At 66.2% G+C, this 13,909-nt stretch carries 20 protein-coding genes and 1 pseudogene; 12 read left to right on the top strand and 9 right to left on the bottom strand.

Annotated elements, in window-relative coordinates; translation table 11 throughout:
* Positions 1–392: 392 nt before the first annotated feature.
* Positions 393–1,124, bottom strand: coding sequence for an NUDIX hydrolase (locus tag U9978_RS00995; RefSeq protein ID WP_322759106.1), 732 nt, complete (start codon positions 1,122–1,124; stop codon positions 393–395).
* A gap of 89 nt (positions 1,125–1,213) precedes the next feature.
* On the opposite strand from U9978_RS00995, the gene U9978_RS01000 reads away from it, so the two are divergent.
* Positions 1,214–2,317, top strand: coding sequence for an SPFH domain-containing protein (locus U9978_RS01000; protein ID WP_322759107.1), 1,104 nt, complete (start codon positions 1,214–1,216; stop codon positions 2,315–2,317).
* Positions 2,317–3,258, top strand: a complete 942-nt coding sequence (locus tag U9978_RS01005) for a hypothetical protein (protein ID WP_322759108.1) — start codon at positions 2,317–2,319, stop codon at positions 3,256–3,258. Before U9978_RS01000 ends, U9978_RS01005 begins: the two co-directional genes overlap by 1 nt.
* A gap of 39 nt (positions 3,259–3,297) precedes the next feature.
* On the opposite strand, the gene U9978_RS01010 is transcribed toward U9978_RS01005, so the two are convergent.
* The 3 genes from U9978_RS01010 to U9978_RS01020 form a co-directional block, all read right to left on the bottom strand.
* Positions 3,298–3,456, bottom strand: coding sequence for a hypothetical protein (locus tag U9978_RS01010; RefSeq protein WP_322759109.1), 159 nt, complete (start codon positions 3,454–3,456; stop codon positions 3,298–3,300).
* A 707-nt stretch (positions 3,457–4,163) separates the two neighbouring features.
* The gene (locus tag U9978_RS01015) at positions 4,164–4,397 is read right to left on the bottom strand and encodes a DUF397 domain-containing protein (protein WP_322759110.1); all 234 of its coding nucleotides are present in this window, start codon (positions 4,395–4,397) and stop codon (positions 4,164–4,166) included.
* Entirely contained in the window at positions 4,394–5,254 is an 861-nt protein-coding gene (locus U9978_RS01020) for a helix-turn-helix transcriptional regulator (protein ID WP_322759111.1), read from the bottom strand. The genes U9978_RS01015 and U9978_RS01020 overlap by 4 nt, the downstream gene beginning before the upstream one ends.
* Positions 5,255–5,460: 206 nt before the next feature.
* On the opposite strand from U9978_RS01020, the gene U9978_RS01025 reads away from it, so the two are divergent.
* Positions 5,461–5,754 (top strand): hypothetical protein, encoded by a 294-nt coding sequence (locus tag U9978_RS01025; RefSeq protein ID WP_322759112.1) that lies wholly within the window; start codon positions 5,461–5,463, stop codon positions 5,752–5,754.
* A 102-nt stretch (positions 5,755–5,856) separates the two neighbouring features.
* Here the strand turns inward: U9978_RS01025 and U9978_RS01030 are convergent, their stop codons facing one another.
* Positions 5,857–6,030: a hypothetical protein gene (locus U9978_RS01030; RefSeq protein ID WP_322759113.1), complete on the bottom strand. Its 174-nt coding sequence runs from the start codon at positions 6,028–6,030 to the stop codon at positions 5,857–5,859.
* A 58-nt stretch (positions 6,031–6,088) separates the two neighbouring features.
* On the opposite strand from U9978_RS01030, the gene U9978_RS01035 reads away from it, so the two are divergent.
* Complete coding sequence (locus U9978_RS01035) at positions 6,089–6,340, top strand: type II toxin-antitoxin system VapB family antitoxin (protein ID WP_322759114.1); 252 nt, start codon at positions 6,089–6,091, stop codon at positions 6,338–6,340.
* Positions 6,337–6,777, top strand: coding sequence for a type II toxin-antitoxin system VapC family toxin (locus U9978_RS01040; protein WP_322759115.1), 441 nt, complete (start codon positions 6,337–6,339; stop codon positions 6,775–6,777). Before U9978_RS01035 ends, U9978_RS01040 begins: the two co-directional genes overlap by 4 nt.
* A 279-nt stretch (positions 6,778–7,056) precedes the next feature.
* Here the strand turns inward: U9978_RS01040 and U9978_RS01045 are convergent, their stop codons facing one another.
* Both U9978_RS01045 and U9978_RS01050 read right to left on the bottom strand, forming a co-directional pair.
* Positions 7,057–7,416: a hypothetical protein gene (locus tag U9978_RS01045; RefSeq protein WP_322759116.1), complete on the bottom strand. Its 360-nt coding sequence runs from the start codon at positions 7,414–7,416 to the stop codon at positions 7,057–7,059.
* The gene (locus U9978_RS01050) at positions 7,413–7,739 is read right to left on the bottom strand and encodes a PadR family transcriptional regulator (RefSeq protein WP_322759117.1); all 327 of its coding nucleotides are present in this window, start codon (positions 7,737–7,739) and stop codon (positions 7,413–7,415) included. Before U9978_RS01050 ends, U9978_RS01045 begins: the two co-directional genes overlap by 4 nt.
* A gap of 263 nt (positions 7,740–8,002) precedes the next feature.
* On the opposite strand from U9978_RS01050, the gene U9978_RS01055 reads away from it, so the two are divergent.
* From U9978_RS01055 to U9978_RS01080, 6 genes and pseudogenes are all read left to right on the top strand, one after another.
* On the top strand, positions 8,003–8,224 hold the full coding sequence (locus U9978_RS01055) for a type II toxin-antitoxin system HicB family antitoxin (RefSeq protein ID WP_322759118.1): 222 nt from the start codon (positions 8,003–8,005) through the stop codon (positions 8,222–8,224).
* Positions 8,221–8,448 carry a type II toxin-antitoxin system HicA family toxin gene (locus tag U9978_RS01060; RefSeq protein ID WP_322759119.1) on the top strand — a complete coding sequence of 76 codons (228 nt, stop codon included), beginning with the start codon at positions 8,221–8,223 and terminating at the stop codon, positions 8,446–8,448. Before U9978_RS01055 ends, U9978_RS01060 begins: the two co-directional genes overlap by 4 nt.
* Positions 8,449–8,838: 390 nt before the next feature.
* A complete protein-coding gene (locus tag U9978_RS01065) occupies positions 8,839–9,717 on the top strand; it encodes a phosphotransferase (RefSeq protein ID WP_322759120.1) in 879 nt (292 codons plus the stop codon).
* Positions 9,718–9,864: 147 nt separating this feature from the next.
* Positions 9,865–9,963, top strand: a pseudogene (locus U9978_RS01070) (Fe-S cluster assembly protein HesB); the annotation flags it as partial.
* A gap of 138 nt (positions 9,964–10,101) precedes the next feature.
* The gene (locus U9978_RS01075; protein ID WP_322759121.1) at positions 10,102–11,091 is read left to right on the top strand and encodes an alpha/beta hydrolase fold domain-containing protein; all 990 of its coding nucleotides are present in this window, start codon (positions 10,102–10,104) and stop codon (positions 11,089–11,091) included.
* Between the two features lie 15 nt (positions 11,092–11,106).
* Complete coding sequence (locus tag U9978_RS01080) at positions 11,107–11,823, top strand: helix-turn-helix transcriptional regulator (protein ID WP_322759122.1); 717 nt, start codon at positions 11,107–11,109, stop codon at positions 11,821–11,823.
* Positions 11,824–12,136: 313 nt separating this feature from the next.
* Here U9978_RS01080 and U9978_RS01085 read toward each other — a convergent pair whose 3' ends face one another.
* Positions 12,137–12,544, bottom strand: a complete 408-nt coding sequence (locus U9978_RS01085) for a type II toxin-antitoxin system VapC family toxin (RefSeq protein WP_322759123.1) — start codon at positions 12,542–12,544, stop codon at positions 12,137–12,139.
* Positions 12,535–12,804, bottom strand: coding sequence for a hypothetical protein (locus U9978_RS01090; protein ID WP_322759124.1), 270 nt, complete (start codon positions 12,802–12,804; stop codon positions 12,535–12,537). Before U9978_RS01090 ends, U9978_RS01085 begins: the two co-directional genes overlap by 10 nt.
* A gap of 276 nt (positions 12,805–13,080) precedes the next feature.
* On the opposite strand from U9978_RS01090, the gene U9978_RS01095 reads away from it, so the two are divergent.
* Positions 13,081–13,608 (top strand): cupin domain-containing protein, encoded by a 528-nt coding sequence (locus U9978_RS01095; protein ID WP_322759125.1) that lies wholly within the window; start codon positions 13,081–13,083, stop codon positions 13,606–13,608.
* The last annotated feature ends 301 nt before the right edge of the window (positions 13,609–13,909 follow it).

Consider the following 13,909-nt stretch of genomic DNA (forward strand, 5'->3'; position numbering starts at 1 on the left):
CGATTTCCATCACATGACAGCCGTCGCACTCGGGCTTTTACCGGAAGCCGTGGAGCCGTCGCGGCCAGCCCTCTACGGTCGTGAGTCCGTCCGGTAGACGTTGTTCCCGCCAGGGTTCGGTTTCGGCGGTGACGTACCAGCCCAGCCCGGGTCGATGGGTGCCGGACGGGCGAGTTCGTCACCGCGGTCACACCACCAGCCGGCCCGCGGCGATTCCATTCCGTGTTTTCACTGCCCAGACCGCAGAGTGAGAGGTGGCCGGCCGTTCGGGTTCACCCCCCCGATCACCCGGGCTGCCGGCCACCCCGCTCCATCTCACCGCCGTAGAGTCCATTTTGGATCTTTCGTTCGGCTGTCGAACCGGGGCGACGATTTTACCCAGGAGCCCGATTTCAATGGTTGTTTCGGGTTGAATCCGGTGTTGGGCGCAGCATGGCTGGGTGCAGAATGCCGGCCGGGCCGCGCCGGAAGAGCTCGGCCGGCCGACCGCTGTCGCGCCTGGTCGTCCGTCCTGTTCGGAGCAGGAAGCCCGGGGTGCCCGTTACCTTGCGGTGGAAATTGCGCGGGTCGAGTCGGACCCCCCAAACTGTTTCGTAGATCTGGCGAAGATCCGCCACGGTGAACTCGGGCGGGCAGAACGCCGTTGCCAGCGGTGTATATTCGATCTTTGCACGAGCCCGTTCCACCCCGTCGGCCAGGATGCGCCCGTGGTCGAACGCGAGCGAGTCGTCATTGGCGAGCAGGTCGTCCACTGGCGCCCACCGGGAAGCCGTAGCGTCCGTTCCCGCCACCGGCACCGGCAGGTCGGGGGCCATGGCGAGGTAGGCGACGGTGATCACGCGTGTCCGCGGGTCACGGCCGGGTGCACCGTAGGTGGCCAGCTGCTCAAGGTGCCCGGGTAGGTTCGCAAGACCGGTTTCCTCGTCGAGCTCCCGGCGGGCGGCGGCCGCCAGGTCCTCATGGGGACGAACGAATCCTCCGGGTAGCGCCCACTGCCCCCGGTAGGGCTCGATGCCACGCTCCACGACGAGCGCGCACAGCACGTCCTGGCGGACCGTCAAGATGCTCAGATCGACCGTCACCGCAAACAAAGAGTAGTAGTCCTGGGTACTTTCAGTAGCCACTCATTCAGCCTATCTCGTCAGGTTGACGAAAACTCGCTCAACCGGTTATCGTCGATATGACGATAAAAAGTGAGTGAGGAGCCGCGACGGTGGCAGACATATCGAAGGCGCTGTTCCTGCGTCACCTGCGTGGCGCGCCTACCGCGCACATCCAGCACCTGCGCCGCGGACGGGTGGTCCACGAGGGGATCGGCCAGACTTTTTGGTACCGCCCGCGGACAGCCGTGATCAGCGAGATCCCGCTGGACGACCGGGAGTTACCGCTGCTGTTCCACGCGCCTACCCGTGACTTTCAGGACATCGCGGTGCAGGCGACGGTGACCTTCCGGATCGCCGACCCGGCCGTCGCGGCAAGCCGCCTGGACTTCGGAATCGATCCTGACACCGGCACCTGGCGAGCCGCGCCGCTCGAGCAGCTCGCTGGCCTGATCACCGAGACCGCCCAGCAACACGCCTTTGAGCTGCTCGCTCGGACGGTCTTGACCGATGCGCTGGTCAGCGGTGTTCCGGCGGTGCGAGCGCGTATTCTCGACGGTCTCGTCGGCGATCCGAGGCTCACCGAGACCGGAATCACGGTCGTGGGTGTCAGAGTCATCGCCGTCCGGCCGGAGGCCGACATGGAGAAGGCGTTGCGGACGCCCACCCGTGAGCAGGTCCAGACCGATGCAGACCGCGCGACGTACGGTCGTCGAGCGGTCGCGGTGGAGCAGGAACGCCGGATTGCCGAGGCCGAGATGCAGAACCAGATCGAACTGGCTCGTCGAGAGGAGCAGCTCGTCGCACAGCGGGGTGCCAACGACAACCTGCGGGTCACCCAGAAAGCAGCGGCCGAACGCATTGCCGCTGACGCCGCGGCAGAGCGTACCCGGGTCAGCGCGGCAGCAAAGGCCGAGGCCACCCGGCTGGTCGGCACGGCCCAGGGCGAGGCGGACACCGCGCGCGTCGCGGCTCTGCGGGACCTCGACAGGTCGGCTGTGATCGCCCTGGCTGTTCGGGACCTCGCGGGGAACCTGCCCAGCATCAACACGTTGACGATAACTCCGGACCTTGTCACGGCACTCGTCGCCAAGCTCGCCGGGTCGGCCGTGCCAGTTGTCGCACAACAGCTCCCGGCTGGCTCAGGCGGACCGGTGGCACCGGTGGCACCGGCGCCACCGGCGCCACCGGCGTCGGTGAACGATGGGGACTGGTGATGACCCTCGCGCCACGGGTGGTGGTCGTCCACCGCCGCACCGAATACTCCGAACTGCTCGACCGCCATGGCACCCGGGGCCAGGCCGCGTTCTTCCTCGCCAACAGGGACCGCGACCTGGCCGAGGTCGAGGCACGCCACGCGGCCCATCGCGATGCCCGTCGGGTGGTCGCGGCAGCCATCCCGCCGGACTGGCGGCGGGGGGAGGTCGAACGTCGCGACCTCGACCGATTCATGTTCGCCGCGGACGACATCATCGTCTGCGTCGGCCAGGATGGCTTGGTCGCCAACGTGGCGAAATACGTCGAAACCCAGCCGGTGGTGGGCGTCGACCCTGAACCGGGCCGCAACCCCGGCGTCCTGGTCCGCTACCGGCCGCGGGACATCGGTGGGCTCCTGCGCCAGATCGAGGCGGACCGCTCTGGTGCAGCGCGCCGAGGCAGTGGCAGCACCGATGCAGATGACGTGGTCAGGCGGTTGACCATGGCGGAAGCAGTGCTCGACGACGGCCAGCGACTGGTGGCCCTCAACGAGCTCTATGTCGGGGACATCGGGCACCAGACTGCGCGCTATGTGCTGCGGGCGCCCGGTCCCGACGGTCAGAGCACCGAGCGACAAGCATCGTCGGGTCTGCTCATCGGGACCGGGACCGGTTCAACCGGCTGGTGCCGATCGGTGTGGCAGGAACGCGTCAGTGGCCTCGGTCTTCCGAACCCGGAGGCGCGGGTGCTGGTGTGGTTCGTCCGGGAGGCATGGCCGTCACCCGCTACCGGCACGAGCCGCACCGAAGGGATGATCACTGGTTCGGCGCGCCTTGAGCTCTTTGCTGAGTCCGAGCGGATGGTTGTCTTCGGCGACGGCATCGAGACAGACACGTTGACGCTGGCCTGGGGTCAGCGCATATCCGTCGGTATCAGCAACCGGTACCTCCACCTGGTCTGAGCCTCTGGGTTGGAGTGCCCTTGGCCTGGCTGGCGGAGGTCATGGCCCGAACCGTTCCATCGCCTTGCGGACCCGGGAGTTCGCCTGGGCAAAACTGATCTTTCCGTCGACGTACGCCGCGAGAGCGTTGCGGCGCACCCGCTCGGTGCGCGGGTCCTCAAGCGGGGTGTTGAGCAGGTTCGTCGTGGCAGTGGCCACGCTGATCACCTCCCGTTGTGCAGGAACAGGACGACGAAAAGCCAGCCTGGCGTGCGTCAGGCGTGAGATGGATCAGGGGGCTCCCGGGTCGATGGGGTTGGTAATCCCTGCCCGTGAAGCGATCGATCGCCTATGTTCCGCCAGCGCGTGATCGACGGGCCCGGCTGGATCGGAGGCTCGGATGCAGGGGGAGCCCGGCACGCCCCGACCTTCGGGCCTCTGCCCAGGCGATGGCGTACATAGCGGCTTCGCTCCCTACGGCGACGGCGGGCACCAGCACCCGACAAGATGATCGGAATCTTCACCCGACGTCGACCAAGAGCCCGACGTCGACCAGAAGACAACGTTGACCAGGAAGACAACAGGGAAATAACTGTGACCCGAGCGGACCTCTACAGAGTGCGCTGTCGCCGGCCCGATCGCAAGGGCTTTTTCGCGAGGTCGTCGTACGTGCCCTCGCAGTGACCGTGTCGGTCATGTCAGCGGCACGGTGGTGTCGCTGCGAGCCGGTGCTGCTGCGCGACGGTTCGGGGCCGGACGGTAGGTGCCCCGTTCGACCCCGACCGCTACCTGTAGTAACCGGCACCGGTAGTAATCGGCATCCGTAGTTACCTGGTGGCCACTGTGTTACTCTCAGTTCTCAGAGAATCTGAAGGTGTGCGGCAAAGTTGTGATCAAATGTCACTGTGATCAAATTTTCCGGCCGCTCAGGCCCGGTCGAACTCGCCGTCCCTGGCGCCGGCGAGGAACGCATCCCATTCGCCGCCGGTGAAGGCCAGGACCGGCCCGGACGGGTTCTTCGAATCGCGGACGAAGATGCCCCCGTCAGCTACGGCAACCTCGACACACATGCCGCCGGCACCATTGCTGTAACTGCTCTTGCGCCAATCGGCGGTCTCGGCATCGATGGTGAGACTGGCCGACCTGGTGTGTTCAGTCATTTCATTTCCTCCGTCACTCTGGCTATCATCTCAAGGGACTGGTCGGGGCGGAGCGCGGCGGCCAACAGGTAGTCGGTCTTCAGTCGGTAGTGCCGAATTTCCGCCGCTCGTTCAAGATAGAGGCTCCCGGTCGCCTCCTCGATATAGACCACGTCGTGGTCTGTCGGGTCCGGAAAGCCGAGGATCGCGAACGTACTGCCCATTCCCGCGTGGGCACCCGCGGTGAAGGGTACGACCTGAATGGTGACGTTGGGTAGTTCCGCTCGCTTGATGAGATGTTCGAGTTGGACGCGCATCACGGCCGTGCCGCCAACCGGGCGGTGCAACACCGCCTCGTCGAGGACGACCCACAGTCGAGGTGGGCTCTCGTGCGTGAGGCGATTCTGCCGGTCGAGCCGGAGCGCGACCCTGCGTTCGACATCCTCATCCGCGATCTCCGGGTTGTCGGCACGGATGACATGCCGGGCGTACTCCGCCGTCTGCAACAGACCGTGGACGAGCTGCGCCTCATACACGCTTATCGAGGAGGCGTCCCCTTCGAGTCCGATGTAGATCTCGAACCAGGGTGGAACGACATCGTGGTAGGTATGCCACCAGCCACGTTTACGGGACTCGCGGGCAAGCGCGAGGAACGCCTCGCGCTGAGCGTCGTCCGTTACGCCGTAGAGCTGCAGGAGATCGTGGACGTCGCGCGTCCGGACGGGCACGCGGCCGTTCTCCATTCTGCTGATCTTTGAAACGGAGCAGCGGAGGAGTTCGCACGCCTGCTCGACTGACACGCCGGCCCCCTCGCGGAGCCGGCGGAGTTCGGCGCCGAGTCGCCGTCGCCGGACAGTCGGACCACTGTTGGTTCCCATTGGTCCTCCTTAGCATGGTCTATTGCTACATAATGCCACTGTCTCATCACTCCTATCGGATGGGGTTGCGCGTTCTGTGGTGACACGGTCACAGCTGCTCTTGCGGGGGTTGTCCGCCCGGTCCATGCTGTCTTTGGGATCACTTTAAGTCCGTGTTCTACTTCGAAGGGTGAGATGTTGATATGGGTGTGATGGGGGGAGATCAGGTGGACACAGGTAAGTCGATGATCGGACGCCGGTTTCTGGTCTTTGACGGAGACGGCGAGCTCGTCGCCACCTTCCCCGAGTGGGGTCCGGCCCACGCATGGGCGCATCTGCGGGCCATGGAACCCCGCACGCCACAGCCGGTGCAGGTCGAGGACAGATGCGACCGTCGGACGTGGACCATCGAGGCGGGACGCTGCCGGATGACGGTATGGCGTCGCGATGTCGAATATCGTTCCTGTGCACCGGACGTCGCGGTGTCGATGGGCCGGCGGGAGCATGCCTGGGCCTCCTGACCCCGGCAGATATGGGCACGCCAGCGCTGGTGGCGACGAATCAGGATGCAGCGCTGGTACCGGTTGCCGACAATGACGGCCTTCCAGGATATGTCTGAATAATCAGTTCGATGGCGCATCACGGACTGTGCGGACGGCTGCGACCGCATCGTCCGTGGTGAGCCCGGCGCACGGGCGGGCGTTGTCGATGTCGGTGAGCACCTCGTCCATGGTCGGAGTACTCGCCTCGCGGCTGAACACGTTGAGTCCGACGCCGGACGGGATGCGCCATGGCACGTCCCGAGATCCGGGTACCATGGTGGAGATCTGAGCTTCCATGGTGGAAGAAGGTTCGATGGCGCTGAACATCAAAAACGACGAAACGCAACGACTCAGTCGCGAGCTCGCCGAGTTGACCGGGGAGAGCATCACCACCGCTGTGACTGTTGCTGTTCGTGAGCGCCTCGACCGAATGCGTGCCGATCGTGAGGGCGCTGAGCAACGAGCCGCCCGCATTGTGGCCATCGGCCGTCAGATTGCTGCCGTTGTGTCCGCGTCGGGCCTGAGCATTGATGATCTTTATGACGAACGTGGGTTGCCGACGTGATCGTCGACTCCTCTGCGCTTGTCGCCGTCATTCGGGCCGAACCCGACGCGGCTCGTTATGCTGCTGCACTCGTTGCGGCGAACCGGCCGGCGATGTCGGCCGTCAACTATGTGGAGGCTGCCGTCGTCGTGGACTCGGTTCGTGATCCAGTCGCGAGCCGAAGGTTCGACGAACTCGTGATGGTAGCGGGCATAGACGTGGTCGCCGTCACCGCAGCGCAGGCCAGCATTGCTCGGCAGGCATACCGCGACTTCGGGCGGGGCAGCGGCAGCCCCGCCCGGTTGAATTTCGGAGACTGCTTTGCGTATGCGCTGGCGGCGCAGAGGCGGGAGCCGCTGTTGTTCAAGGGCGCGGACTTCACTCACACCGATCTGGTCGCCGTGGACATCCCCGACCAAGTAGTCCTCCACCGCAGCGAACCAACGCGGCTAACGTGACAAGAACTGCCGGGCCGACGTGGATGGCCATGACCCCGATGTAGTGCGGGCCGCCCCAGTCGTTTCGATAGGTCTCGGGATGACTGAGGTCGTCGGCGGCGATCACGAATCCGGCTCGCACGACGGCGAATGCGCCGATCGCGACCACGATGCCGCGGATGACGCCACGCCGCAGTCGGGTACCCCACCCGCGGCTCGGTGCGGGTGGGGGCCGGCGTGCGCAGGCCAGCCCGACCACGATCAGGCCCGCCGCGACCAGACCTGCGACGACCAGCCCTGTCACGGAGTGCCGCGCCCGCGGTCGAGGACTCGGCGCCGCACGACGGGGCTGGCTAGTAGGGCACCGGGAGTCAGGGCCGCGACCAGCGCCAGCGCCCGTAGCGCGGTGGACGGTGCCCACAGGATGTTGTCGGTCAGCCCGGTGCGTACCGCGATGATTTCGATGGCCGCGGTCGTGCAGACGGCGGCGGCCACCCGGACGAGCAGCGGGCGGGCGCGCAGCTGCAGCCCGATCGCGTGGTGCAGGACGTCAAGGATGACGGCAACGCTCAACCCCGTGTCGTCGAGGAGGGCGGCGAACTCCTCACCGTAGCGGGCACGCCACCGTCGGGGGTGCATCGCCAGCAGGAGACGTCTCATGCCTGGGCCAGCCGGGTGCGTCCCGTCTGCACGACCCGGGACCAGGTCGCGAGTTGGGTGGCCAGCGCGGCCCGTCCCGCCGTGGTGATCTCGTAGGGACGGCGCCGTTCCTCGCTGGGCAGCGCGGCGATCAGGCCGCGTTCGACCAGCTTGGTCAGTGAGCCATACAGCGTGCCAGGACCCAGTCGGACCCCGGTCTGCTCCTGAATGTCAGTAGTGATCGCGTACCCGTGCTTCGCGCCGTCGCTCAGTGACAGCAGCACCAGCATCCCGGGCTCACCAAAGCGGGCCAGCCCGTCCTCGTCTCGTCCTTGTCTCGCCATATGATGCATCGTATGGCGTAGTAGATGCGGAGTGCAACCGTCCACCGACGCGGGCCACGGTACGAGGGTGAGTCTGCGCCTGAATCAGCTCGACGAGGCGGCTGAGCTGCTGCCCAACGATCCGTTCGCCCTGCTGATCGGGATGCTTCTGGACTAGTACATGTCGTAACCATGGAGTGAGAATGTTAAGATCATGTCAGGCGGAGGTCGTGTCCACGGCGGAGGCCTCGCGATGTGTGTGGGATGCGACTAAGCTGATCTCCATGGAGCGAGCTGTCCGGCTGACCGCCATCGTCACGCACGAAGGCGACTGGTACGTGTCGCGGGCTCTGGAGGTCGAGGTGACCAGCCAGGGATGCGGTGTGGAGGAGTCGCTGGCGAACCTGCGGGAGGCCCTGGAGTTGTACTTCGAGGACGAGCCGCTCCCCGCGATCACTGTTGACGGGCCGATCGTCGCGCCCGTGGACGTCCGTCTGTCAGCGTGACACCGGCGCTGCCCAGAGTCTCAGGTCCGGAGGTCGTCCGGGCGCTGCATCGTGCCGGCTTTGACGAGGTGGCTACCAGGGGTTCGCACTGCAAGCTTCGGCACAAGGATGCGGCTCGCACCGTGATCGTGCCACTCCACCGTGAGCTCGCCGTAGGTACCCTGGCCTCGATCCTGCGCCAGGCCGGCATTGATGCCGAGAAGCTTCGAACTCTGCTCACCTGAGGCGGGCCGGGGGATAAGCGTAGATCGTTTCTTCCCTGGTCGGAATATCGATACCGGGAGTTGTAACCGGCATGGGCAGCGCAGGATGGCCTGGGGTCGGTTTGCCCCTGCCCCCTCTGCCGTAAGGAGACCATCTGCCGTAACGTATGTTCGCAGCGAAAATATTATCGTTCCCGGGCGCTCTTAAGACCTCAATCAGCCACCCGGATCTGTCGCGTGCAGGATCCTCGACACTTTTGATGCGCCCGAACACAGTGGTTCTGGTCGGCACAGCTCCGTAGTATCTCTCGTCCGGAGTGATGCCGGCCCTAGTGAGCGCTTCGGCGACCATTCGCGCCCGATTACGTTCACGATCGGCGGCGGCATCGGCGGCACGCTTCTCCCGCTCTCGTGACCTCATCCACGCCGCAGTGGCCACGCGCCGAACGGCTGGATGCCGAAGGCATCGTCGAGGCGATCGCCGCGAAGACCGGCCGTCGTCTTCGCGTGGAGGGCCCGTGCCCGGGAGGTCAGGTCAGCGCAGCGTACGTACGCTGGCCCGACGGTCATCGAGCCGTGCTCACCTGGCAACCGGACATCAGCCTGGCAGACCTGCGGGCCGGTCCCTTGACCGTCATCGAGGCGCTACGGACCGTCGGGTACCCGGCTCCCACGACTGAACTGGCGGTTCAGATCGGACGGGCTGTCGCTCTCGTCCAGGAATGCGCGTCCGACCAGAAGATCGACTATCTCACGCACCGGCTCCTGGACCAACTGCTGGAATTGAACGGCCTTCAGGTTGGCGTCCTCTCACAACGGCCGGACGCGCGGGCGGTTCAGCTCCACCTCGGGCACGATGGTCCGGGGTACTGCCTGCACGAACCGTTATGGCGTCACAGCCGGCGTACCGCCGCTCTGGAAAGGTGGATCGTTGCCGTGGCGGACGCATACCCCGACGGTCTGACCGGTGAGGACGCTGTGCACGGCGATTTCCACCCCGGCAACGTCCTCGCCGCCGACGGGCAGGTGACCGGCGTTGTCGACTGGGACGGCGCTGGCCGCGGTGACCGCTGTCCTGATCTGGTTGTTCTCCGCGTTGGCGTTCACCCGAAGACGGCCGATCCGGGTGTGGTCGAGCGTCTCGACGAGATCATCGACGCGCTGCCCGACGATGTCGTCAGGCCGGCATGGGCGCACCTGAGCCTGCGAATGATGGACTGGGCTATCCGGCATTTCGCCGCGGATGACGTCGATAGTTGGGTCGATCTCGCCACGAGCCGCCTGGACTGAGAGCGTGGACCGAAGTGGTCAAGCGTGACGCTCTGGCCCCGCCGAGGGCGTCCCCATCGCGATCTCGGTTCCGCCCCGTGATGGCTCGACGAGCCAGGGATGGTGGTCAGGCGGCTGCCCAGAGTCGGGCAAGGCTACGGCGAAGGCGTGCGCCTGCATTTGAGCCAGATTGACGAGGCGGACGAGCTGCTGACCAACGATCCGCTCGCCCTGCTGATTGGGATGGTTCTGGACCAGCCGATGCCGCAAGCATGGAGTGGGCTGGCGCGCTGACGCGGTGTGCCGCCGTGGTCCGGTACGAAGACAGTTGCCGGCGGATGAGTGACGCGGATCACCTTCCAAAGGTGACAGTACATTGTCGCCGTCCTCGACCACGATCGAGGCATGACACACGTCGCTACCGCGCATCCCGCCGGCCCTTGTCCCGATGATGTCGCCACGACCGGGCTTGACTGCCTCGCCGAAACCGCAGCGTTCAACGCCGCATTCGAGGCCAAGGCGAAGTCCCGTCCTGACCGGGCGAGGCGACCGGATGCCGTGATGCTGGCGGCTCTGCGGCGCAATCGACTGGGCGGCGACACGCCGCCGGTGCGTCTGGCTGAGGCGCACGACCGGGATGTTGAGGTCGACGGGGCACGTGTGAAGCTGCGGGTCTTGGTCCCGAGAGTGGTCGAGGGCGTATACCTGCATATGCATGGCGGCGGCTGGATGTTCGGCTCGGCCGATGGGCAGGACGAGCGGTTGTGGGACCTCGCCCGTACCGCGCGGCTCGCCGTGCTCAGCGTCGACTACCGCCTCGCCCCCGAGCACCCGTTCCCCGCGGCGCTGGATGACTGCGAGCGTGCGGCGCTGTGGCTGACACGTAACGCCGTGACGGAGTTCGGCACCGATCGTCTTCTCATAGGCGGCGAGTCCGCCGGCGCCCATCTGTCGCTGACCAGCCTGCTACGGCTTCGGGACCGGCACGCGATCACGAATGCGTTCCGAGCGGTCCACCTGACATTCGGCCCCTTCGATCTGTCGATGACGCCGAGCCAGCGGCTGTTCGGAGCACGCCCGCTACTGACCAACACCGACTCGCTTCGGACGGCCTACGAGGCGTTCCTCCCCGACTGGTCACCCGAACAGCGGCGTGACCCGGAGCTGTCGCCACTGTACGCCGACCTGTCGGGAATGCCGGCGGCGCGGATTGTCGTCGGGACGGCGGACCCGTTGCTGGACGACTCGTTGTTCCTGGCCGCGCGTTGGCGGGCCGCCTGCGTTCCCGTCGAATTGGAGGTCGTGGCCGGGGCGATGCACGGGTTCACCCTTTTCCCGCTCACCGTTACCGAACAGGAGCTGCGCAGACATGACGAGTTCCTGTCGCAGGTGTGAGGTAGCTTTTTTGACGTGACACGGACCGATCGTCTCTATGCGCTGGTGGAGGAGTTGCGCGCAGCAGCACCGCGTCCTCTGACGGTGTCGACGCTCGCGCGGCGGCTGGAGGTCAGCGAACGCACCGTCCAACGCGACCTGAAGGCAATGACCGAGACCGGAGTACCCATCTACAGCGCGAGCGGGCGCGGCGGCGGCTGGTATATCGACTCGGCGATGACTCTGCCGCCTATCAATTTCACTTCCCGTGAAGCCCTCGCGGTGGCCGCGGCGCTGGCCGCCGCGGAAAGCTCGGCACCGTTCTCCGACGGCGCCCGCGGCGCGATGCGGAAGATAGCCGCATCGCTGTCGGGTCAGGTCTCGATCGCGGCGCATGACCTTGCTGCCCAGATAGTCGCCATGCCCTCCCGTATTGACCCGACGGTGCGCGCTGCGGTCGAGAGGGCCGTTACCGAATGCGAGGTGCTGTGGTTGAGCTATCTGGATGCGAACGAGCAGGCTTCCGAGCGCGAAGTGGAACCGATCGGCCTGCTTACCGCCCAGGGCCGGTGGTACCTCCTGGCATGGTGCCGCGTACGGCGCGCCTCACGCGGGTTCCGGCTCGACCGTATCCAGGCTGCTGCCCTGACCGGGAAGGGCGCGCCCCGGCGTGTCCTGGCCGACATACTCGGATCGGCCGCTCCGGGTGCCGTCCCGCCGCCCGTGCTGGACTCCCTCACCACACATGCTTGATTGCGGCGGCTCTGGAATGATGGCCTGGCGAGGGTCGTCGGCTCTACGCCCCTCCGGCCGGCTGCGGTCTGTTCGACAGCCGTCGTTCCGTTCGTATGACCCACCGCTACGGTGGTGAGGTGGGCCTGTAGCTGAGCCAGATCGCTGAGGCGGACGAGCTGCTGACCAACGGCCCGCTTGCGCTCCTCATCGGCGTGGTCCTGGACCGGCACATGTCGTAAGCATGGAGTGGGCGATCAAGGTTCGGCCACTGACGAGCGTGCGGCTTGTACCTGTTGGCGGTGGTCGAAGTCGTTGCCCTGAGCCGGGCCGGCTAGGTGATGAGTTCGATGGCGCAGCGTAGGCCGGTCGTGGCGGCGTACTTGGCGTCGCAGGTGAGCAGGACGGCGTCAAGCTGCTCTGCAAGCGCGACGTAACCTGCGTCGTAGGCCGTCATATTTTCGCGCAGTTCCCACACGCGCGCAGCGGTCGGCCCGCTGAGCAGTTCGCGACGGATCGGCAGGCGGAGCAGGTTGGCGACGAGTATCGGGGCGTGCCCGGCCAGCCGGCTCGTACGTCGGGCAAGGCCGCGAAGCGCCGAGATGACCTCGATGTCCAGGTGTGCGGGGGCGTAGGGGGCGTCGCCACCGGCCATTCGATCCCTCGCCGCCTTACGTCGAGGACTGTCGTCTCCGGTGAGCAGATCGACGATCAGGGAAGCATCGACGACGATCAGCCCCACCGTTTCTCCTGTGCATCACGGACCGCGCGTACGGCGGCGACCGCGTCGTCCGTGGTGAGCCCGGCGCAAGGGCGGGCATTGTCGATGTCGGCAAGCACCTCGTCCATGGTCGGCGTGCTCGCCTCGCGGCTGAGCACGTCGAGCAGGTAGGCGTTCAGCGACTGCCGCCGCGCCTTCGCGCGGGTGGTCAGAGTGGCGCGCACCCGTGCCGGGAGTGCCCGGACGGTGAGGTTGGTCGTGGTTGCCTCGGTCCGATCCATGACGTCATTCTAGCGTCAAAGTGACGTCGCGCCGCGGGCGGGCGCGCTGCCATTTAAGATCGCCTCCGTGGGTCACGGTCACCATGAGTGGCCGAGTCAGCCCAGACCACCAGCCGCGCGACCGTCCATCCGTTGGCGCTCCTGATCGGGATCGTCCTAGGCCAGCACATTCGCTAACCATCGGGCGGGTAGTCAGGGCAGACTCGCGGGCTGTGCTGTCCGGGGCCGCGTGGGGCGTTCCGACGGTGCGGTTGTTGCAATGCATAGCGTGTGTGCGTGACGTTCGAGACCAGTCTCCCCCGCGCGCAGCACCAGCAGGCTGTTCGTGGCTTCGCCCGGGGCCGCGACGACGGCTTCCGGATTGACCTGCCGAACTGGTCGATGCTCGTCAAGGTCACAGCCGGCGACACCCTCGGTCGCGTGACTGTCCTGGAGGGCCGCATGGGCCCACGGCTGGCTGGGCCCGCCGCCCATGTTCACGACGGCCACGACGAGACGTTCGTGGTTCTCGAAGGTCGGATGCGGTTCCGCGTCGGCGACGGCTTCCACACAGCCGTCCCCGGCGAGACGGTGTTCGCCAGCCGGCGTCTGGCGCACGGCTTCAGCAATCCCTTCGACGAGTCAGCCCGGTACGTCGCCATTCTTACCCCCAGCGGCTACGAGGAGTACTTCGCCAGCGTCGCCGAACACGTTGCCCGGACCGGCGTCATGCCGGACGAGGACCGGACGCGGGAGCTGATGGCGCAGCACCAGACAGTCCTCGCGCCCAAGCTGTCGGACCCCGGTACCGATCTGCCGCGGTAGGTCCTGGTTCCGCACGGGTGGCGCCCGCGTTCAGACGCGGCGTCCAACCGCGCGGCTGGCACGGGCTACGGTGAAGGCGTGGGCTTGCATCTGAGCCAGATCAACGAGGCGGACGAGTTGCTGACGCGAGACCCGTTGGCCCTGCTGATCGGGATGGTTCTGGACCAGCGAGGTTCGGAAACAAGGAACGAAGCTGGACGATCTGTCTTGATCTGAATGCGGAGAGTGTTCGATCGGATATGGCGGGTGGCATCTGAGGAGGACTGTCTCCTCGGCGTGATCTGCCTCTTGCCGCGTTTCA

It is taken from the genome of Protofrankia sp. Cr2 (genome assembly GCF_963555885.1).
In the GTDB taxonomy this organism is placed as follows: Bacteria; Actinomycetota; Actinomycetes; order Frankiales; family Frankiaceae; genus Protofrankia.